This is a genomic window from Brevundimonas kwangchunensis (assembly GCF_039523815.1).
In the GTDB taxonomy this organism is placed as follows: Bacteria; Pseudomonadota; Alphaproteobacteria; order Caulobacterales; family Caulobacteraceae; genus Brevundimonas; species Brevundimonas kwangchunensis.
Genome location: NZ_BAAAGA010000001.1, coordinates 126397 through 133694, shown reverse-complemented (window position 1 = coordinate 133694; position 7298 = coordinate 126397). Strand labels below are relative to the sequence as shown.

Sequence of the window (7298 nt, the reverse complement as noted above, 5' to 3'; positions counted from 1 at the left end):
ATCCCCGCCTCCGCGGGGATGAGCGGAGGCGGGGGGTTATCCGTAGTCCTGGATCGGACGAACATCCAGTTCGCCCGCCTTGATCGCCCCGATCGCCTGCGCGGCGGCCAAGGCCCCCGCGGCGGTGGTGTAGTAGGGGATCTTGCCCATCAGGGCCGTGCGACGCAGGCTGAAGCTGTCCTGCAGCGACTGCTTGCCCGAGGTGGTGTTGAAGACCAACTGGACCTCGCCGTTCTTCATCGCGTCGACGATATGCGGACGGCCTTCCAGCACCTTCTTCACCAGCCCGACCTCGAGGCCCTGCTCGACCAGATAGGCGTGAGTGCCGCCGGTCGCGATCAGGGTGAATCCCTCGGCCAGCAGCGTCTTCGCCGCGTCGATGATGAACGGCTTGTCCTCGTCCTTCACCGATACGAAGGCGCAGCCCCTGGTCGGCAGGGTGGTGCCGCCGCCGATCTGCGACTTGGCGAAGGCGCGGGCGAAGGCGGGGGCCATGTCGGCCTCGCCCTCGCGCTTCCAGTCCAGACCCATGACCTCGCCGGTCGAGCGCATTTCCGGCCCCAGGATGGTGTCCACGCCGGCGAAACGGGCGAACGGGAAGACCGCCTCCTTCACCGCGATGTGGTCGTAGGGCTTGTCCATCAGGCCGAAGGACTTCAGCGGCACGCCGGCCATCACCTTGGCGGCGATGGCCGCGATCGGCTGGCCGATGGTCTTGGCCACGAACGGCGCCGTGCGGCTGGCGCGCGGGTTCACTTCCAGCACGAAGATGCGCGGATTGGCGCCGTGCGGCTCCTCGATGGCGAACTGGACGTTCATCAGGCCGCGCACCTTCAGCGCCCGGGCCATGGCCTCGGTCTGGCGCTTCAGCTCGGCCACGGTGTCCGCGCTCAGCGACCACGGCGGCATCGAACAGGCGCTGTCGCCCGAGTGGACGCCGGCTTCCTCGATATGCTCCAGCACGCCGGCCACGAAAACCGTCTCGTCGTCGCACAGGGCGTCCACGTCCACCTCGGTGGCGCGGTTCAGATAGTGGTCGATCAGGACCGGATCGTCGCCCGACACCTGCATCGCCTCATGGACGTAGCGATCCAGCTGCTCGCGATCGTGCACGATCATCATGCCCCGGCCGCCCAGCACATAGGACGGACGCAGGACGACGGGATAGCCGACCTCATCGGCCTTCTGCGCGGCTTCCTCGGCGCTGCGAGCCAGACCGTTCGGCGGCTGCTTCAGGCCGATGTCGTGCAGCATCTGCTGGAAGCGCTCGCGGTCCTCGGCCAGATCGATCGAGTCGACCGTGGTGCCCAGGATCGGCACGCCGTCTTCCTGCAGGGCGTGCGCCAGCTTCAGCGGCGTCTGGCCGCCGAACTGGACGACCACGCCGATCAGCTCGCCATTGGAGCGCTCGATGTCGATCAGCTCCAGCACGTCCTCGGCCGTCAGCGGCTCGAAGTAGAGGCGATCCGAGGTGTCGTAGTCGGTCGACACAGTCTCGGGGTTGCAGTTGACCATGATGCTTTCGACGCCGATGTCGGCAAACGCAAAAGCCGCGTGGCAGCAGCAGTAATCGAACTCGATCCCTTGCCCGATCCGGTTCGGTCCGCCGCCCAGGATGACGGCCTTACGGCGATCCGACGGCTGGGCCTCGTTCTGCGGGACCTGGCCCAGGGCGCCGGTCTCATAGGTCGAATACATATAGGCGGTGGCGCTGGCGAACTCGGCGGCGCAGGTGTCGATGCGCTTGAACACCGGGCGCACTTCCAGCGCGCGACGGGCGGCGCGGACGGCCTTCTCGGTCGAGCCGGTCAACTGGGCCAGACGGGCGTCCGAGAAGCCCTTGGCCTTCAATTTGCGGAAGGCGGTCGCCTCGGTCGGCAGGCCCTGCACGCGGACATGGCCCTCGGTGCGGACGATGTCGGCGATCTGGCGCAGGAACCATGGCTCATACGAACAGGCCGCCTCGACCTCCTCAACGGTCAGTCCGTGGCGGAAGGCCTGGGCGATCACGCGGATGCGGTCCGGCGTCGGCTGGCCCAGGGCGCGGATCACGGCGGCCTTGGCCGAGGCGTCGTCCTGGACGTCGGCGACGCCGTCGATCTCGACCTCGTTGAAGCCGGTCAGACCAGTTTCGAGACCGCGCAGGGCCTTCTGCATCGATTCCTGGAAGGTCCGGCCGATGGCCATGACCTCGCCCACGGACTTCATCGAAGTGCCCAGCAGGGGCTCCGAGCCCGGGTATTTCTCGAAGGCGAAGCGCGGGATCTTGGTGACGACGTAGTCGATGCTCGGCTCGAACGAGGCCGGCGTGACCTGGGTGATGTCGTTGGTCAGCTCGTCCAGGGTGTAGCCGACGGCCAGACGGGCGGCGACCTTGGCGATCGGGAAGCCGGTGGCCTTCGAGGCCAGGGCGGACGAGCGCGACACGCGCGGGTTCATCTCGATGACGACCATGCGGCCGTCCTTCGGATTGATCGCCCACTGGACGTTCGAACCGCCGGTCTCGACCCCGATCTCGCGCAGGACGTTGATCGAGCCCGTGCGCATGCGCTGGTACTCTTTATCGGTCAGCGTCAGGGCGGGGGCCACGGTGATGCTGTCGCCGGTGTGGACGCCCATCGGGTCCACGTTCTCGATTGAGCAGATGATGATGCAGTTGTCCGCCGTGTCGCGGACGACCTCCATCTCGTACTCCTTCCAGCCCAACACTGATTCCTCGATCAGCACCTCGGTGGTCGGCGACAGATCGAGGCCGCGCAGGACGATCTCCTCGAACTCCTCGCGGTTGTAGGCGATGCCGCCGCCGGTGCCGGCCAGGGTGAAGGAGGGGCGGATGACGGCGGGCAGGCCGACGAACTCCAGCCCGTCCAGAGCCTCTTCCATCGAGTGGGCCGCCTTGGAGCGCGGGCTCTCGAGGCCCAGCTTGTCCATGGCGTCGCGGAATTTCTGCCGGTCCTCGGCCTTGTCGATGACCTCGGCCTTGGCCCCGATCATCTCGACGCCGTACTTCGTCAGCGTGCCCGCCTCGTGCAGGGCCAGCGCCGTGTTCAGCGCCGTCTGCCCGCCCATGGTCGGCAGCAGGGCGTCCGGCTTCTCCTTGGCGATGATCTTTTCGACGATCTCCGGGGTGATCGGCTCGATATAGGTCGCGTCCGCCACTTCCGGATCGGTCATGATCGTGGCGGGGTTGGAGTTGACGAGGATGACCCTATATCCCTCGGCCTTCAGCGCCTTGCACGCCTGGACGCCGGAGTAGTCGAACTCGCAAGCCTGACCAATCACGATCGGGCCTGCGCCGATGATCAGGATGGACTGGATGTCTGTGCGTTTGGGCATCGGCGTCTACTCAGTTCGTCACGACCGCGCATTCCCAGCCGTCGTAGTCCAGCTGGAAGGCCGCGGCCCAGGATTGCATCATGGATGAAACGGGCGCGAAGGAGGCGGCGTCCACGGGCATGGTCGTCTCCAGCACCAGGGATTCCGCGTCTCCGCGCGTGATGTAGCCCGCCCGGCGCGCGACCTCGTTCAGCTCGCCCAGCCCCTCGTCGTCCCCATAGAAGTAGAACAGGGTGTGCCGGGGCGTGATTCCGCTGTCGCCATGCGTCTCGAGGGACGCCCGGACCATGGCGTCGCGCTCTTCATGGCTGACGTCGGAGGCGGTCACGGCGAGGCGATCCTTTCGCGCGCGAAAACCCGGCGCGGCGGGGGGCTGCGCGGAGGGGATCGGGTTGTCGGCTAAGCGGCCCGTCTAGAGACAGCGGACCCCGAGGGCAAGCATGTTCCGCCCCCGAATTGCAAAGGGGCGGCCCTTTCGGACCGCCCCCTGCTTTTCCGAACCGATCGTCCCTTAGAACGGACGGTAGTTCAGGCCGATGAAGAAGCGACGGCCGTAGGGGTCGAAGTTCGAATAGAGCGTCGTCCCCAGGTAGCTCGCCTGCTCCGCATCGAAGGCGTTCACGACGCCCGCGCGGACCGACAGGTCGTTGCGAACGTTCCAGCGGACCGTGAAGTCGTGGCGCGTGAAGTCGCCCGTGTTGAACTCCGAGTACGGCCGCTGGTCGACGTTCAGAACCGCGTCGCGGATCTGGACGCTGTCCTGCGCGGCCTGCCAGTCAGCCGTCCAGTTGACGCTCCAGATGTCGTTCGGCGTCCAGGTCAGCGACGAGCTGAGGCGGACCTTCGGGTAGTAGACCGTGCCGGCGAGCTCGGTGAAGTCCGACGCGTCGTCGGCGTTCAGGAACTCCTTCTGCTCGATCAGCCACATGCCGCCCAGCGCGTAGTCCAGACGACCCCAGTTCCGGCCCGTCCACTCTTCCAGATCCATGCGGTACCGCGCGGTGAAGTCCAGCCCGCGGGTTTCCAGCTTCGCATAGTTGATCGAGCGCTGGATGAAGCCGCCAATCGGATCGCTGGCCGGCGCGCCGATTCCGAACGGGACGTCCGGGTTGTTCCGGAAGATCGACGAGCAGGCCTGCTCGTTGAGCTCCGCACCGCTGACGCAGTTGTTCGCAAGCGTCTGGGCCGAGACCGCCGAGATCACGTCGTCGATGGTGATTTCGTAGTAGTCTAGAACCAGCGAGAAGCCCGGCATGAACTGCGGCGTCAGCACCGTCGAGAAGGTGAACGACTTCGACTCCTCCGGGCGCAGCAGCGGATTGCCGCCCAGCGAACCGGAGACGCCGCCCACGTAGGCCGGGTTGTAGTCGTCGGCGTTGGTGGCGGTGTCACCGGCGAAGTCGAACGACAGGTTCTGCTGCGCGGCCAGGGCCGTACAGTTGGCGATCCGGTTGTTCCGGGTCTCCTCGTCCTGCTGGGCGATCACCAGCGTGGCGCAGGGATCGCTGATCCCGTTCAGGAAGGTCTCGCTCAGCGGCGAGAAATTCTCGCCCAGATCAGGCACCCGCACCGAGGTGTTGAAGCTTGTCTTGAACGCGATGTCGGGGATCGGACGGTAGACCAGGTTGACGCCGTAGACGTCCACATTGCCCACGGTCGAGTAGTCCGCGTACCGGTACGATCCGCTCACTTCGGCGTACTCGCCCAGCATGCTGTCGCGGAAGAGCGGGACCGACAGCTCGGCGAAGAACTCCTCGCTGGTGTACTCGGCCTGCGGGAAGTCCGGACCGCTGTTCAGGAACAGGAACTGACGGCCGGCCGTATCGCGATCGCGGCCGGTGGCTTCGGTGGCTTCACGACGATACTCGGCGCCCAGGGCGATGCCGATCGGACCGGCGCCCCAGAAGTCCCACAGCTCGCCAGCGACCGAAGCCAGCGCCTGCTCCTGCACATTGCGCTCGGTGATCGAGATCACCGCATCGACGTAGTCGAGGGCCGCGGCGCTCTGGTTGCCCTTGCCGAACACGTTCAGCGGGGCGCACTCGTTGATCGAGGCCTGACCGTAGGCGCTGTCGCGCAGGTCCTGGTTACGACCGTAGTCGTAGATGCCGGCCTGGATGAGGTTCCCGTCCGCGTCGAAGGCGGTCCGCGGCGTGCCATTGGCTTGCAGGACCTGGACGCGACAGACGATTTCGCCTGGGCGGCCGTTGACGATGCCGGCGGTGTCCACGATCGCGTCGGCCGCCAGCGCCAGGCGCAGGCTGTCCGTGCCGCGTTCACGGTTCTGGATCTCGACCTCGCCGTAGGTGTAGCCGATGTCCCAGTTGATGTTGCGGACGAAGCCGATGCCGTCCAGGTCGCCGCGGAAGCCGCCCACGAAACGCATCAGTTCGCGGGTGTTCTCCTGCGTCCGGTCAGGGCCGAACATGCTGTGACGGGCCTGGGGCAGTGCGATCGACGTCAGCAGTGCGCCGGGAGCCCCGTCGGTCGGCTCTCCGTAGACGTTGAAAACGTTTGCCGCGATCGCGTCCTTGACGTTCTGCGGCAGGAAGGCGTTGTCGCTGGCCCGCAGGTCGAAGTTGGCGACGTTGTAGATCGGGTTCACCTGGCCCGGGCCATATGATGCGACGGCGTCGCCCAGCAGGTCGATGTCGTAGAAGGTCGGTTGCGACAGGTCGAACGTGTCTTCCTTGACGTACTTGGCCTCGGCATAGGCTTCGATGTTCGAGGTGACCTCGAACGTCGCACCGACCTGGAAGCGGGCCGCTTCGGAGCGCGGCACCCGCGAGCCGGTGCTGAACTCCGCCGGGTTCTCGCCGTCGCCGCCGATGTTGTACGGGCGGTTGATGCCGGTATTGCCGACGCGCTCGCCGAAGTTCGCCAAGCGGGCGCCGGAGCCCTCGTACCAGTAGGTCTTGCCCGGTTGCACGCCGAAGCAGTTGGCGCTGTAGGTGAAGCTGCCGCCATCGAAGCAGTCCTCGTACGGGACGTTCGGGTTGTTCAGGGCGCTCGGCTGCGACGCGTTGGCAAGCGTCGTCTGACCCCAGCGCGGCAGGTCGATGCGGCGAACGCCGCGATAGGTCAGCGAGTCGATCAGGCCATCGGATGTTGCATTGGTCGGGTCGGCGTCCACGCCGATCCGCACCGGCGCGTCACGCAGCCAGTCGATGTCCATGGAGGTGACTTCGTCGACCTCCTCGTACTCGCCGTGCGCGTAGACGTTCAGGCGACCGTCCAGCAGGTTGGCGCCGGCCAGGGCCGAGATACGGCGGTTGGCCTCGCCGTTCTGATTGATCATGCCGTAGTTGGCGTCGATCTCGAGACCTTCGAAATTCTTGCGCAGAACAAAGTTCAGCACGCCGGACACGGCGTCGGCCCCGTAAACCGAGGCGGCGCCGCCCGTGATGATCTCGATGTTCTCGATCATCAGGCGGGGGATGGTGTCGACGTCGACGGCGAGCGAGCCGCCGCTGGAACCCACGTGACGGCGACCATCGACCAGCGTCAGGGTCCGGTTCGAGCCCAGCGAGCGCAGGTTGGGCAGGGACAGGCCGCCATCACCGAGGCCCGAACCCGTCGTGTCCGACGGAACGACCGAGTTGGACAGCGCCGGAAGGGTGGCGAGGTAGTCGATGACGGTGGTTTGGCCGGTGCTCAGCAGTTGGTCCCGACCGACCTGGATCAGAGGCGTCGGCGCATTGGTCGGATCGCGACGGATGCGGGAGCCGGTGACGACCACTTCATCAAGCTGCGAAGCATCGTCCTGTATCGCGATGTCGGACGGAACGCCTTGGACGTCCTGGGCCTGAGCTGTGCCCGAAATGGCCATGATGCCCGCCAACACTGAGGTGGCGAGCAGATAAGTACGCTTGGATTTCATCAAATGACCCGGAGTGAGAGGTTCGCACGCGCCTGCCTCCCCCAAGTCAGACTTGTAACAAAAACTCACCCGATGTGTGTCA

Annotated in this window: 3 protein-coding genes; all 3 read right to left on the bottom strand. The window is 66.1% G+C overall.

All coding sequences use genetic code 11. From position 1 onward, the window contains the following. Positions 1-36: 36 nt before the first annotated feature. Positions 37-3336, bottom strand: coding sequence for a carbamoyl-phosphate synthase large subunit (gene carB / locus ABDZ95_RS00725; RefSeq protein WP_343788838.1), 3300 nt, complete (start codon positions 3334-3336; stop codon positions 37-39). 10 nt (positions 3337-3346) lie between these two features. Continuing rightward, complete coding sequence (locus ABDZ95_RS00720) at positions 3347-3664, bottom strand: ribonuclease E inhibitor RraB (protein ID WP_343788835.1); 318 nt, start codon at positions 3662-3664, stop codon at positions 3347-3349. 183 nt (positions 3665-3847) lie between these two features. Further along, positions 3848-7216, bottom strand: a complete 3369-nt coding sequence (locus ABDZ95_RS00715) for a TonB-dependent receptor domain-containing protein (RefSeq protein ID WP_343788832.1) — start codon at positions 7214-7216, stop codon at positions 3848-3850. Positions 7217-7298: the final 82 nt, after the last annotated feature.

Coding starts and splice junctions, on each gene's coding strand:
- carB (WP_343788838.1), bottom strand. CDS start 3,336: ATGCCCAAACGCACAGACATCCAGTCCATCCTGATCATCGGCGCAGGC.
- ABDZ95_RS00715 (WP_343788832.1), bottom strand. CDS start 7,216: ATGAAATCCAAGCGTACTTATCTGCTCGCCACCTCAGTGTTGGCGGGC.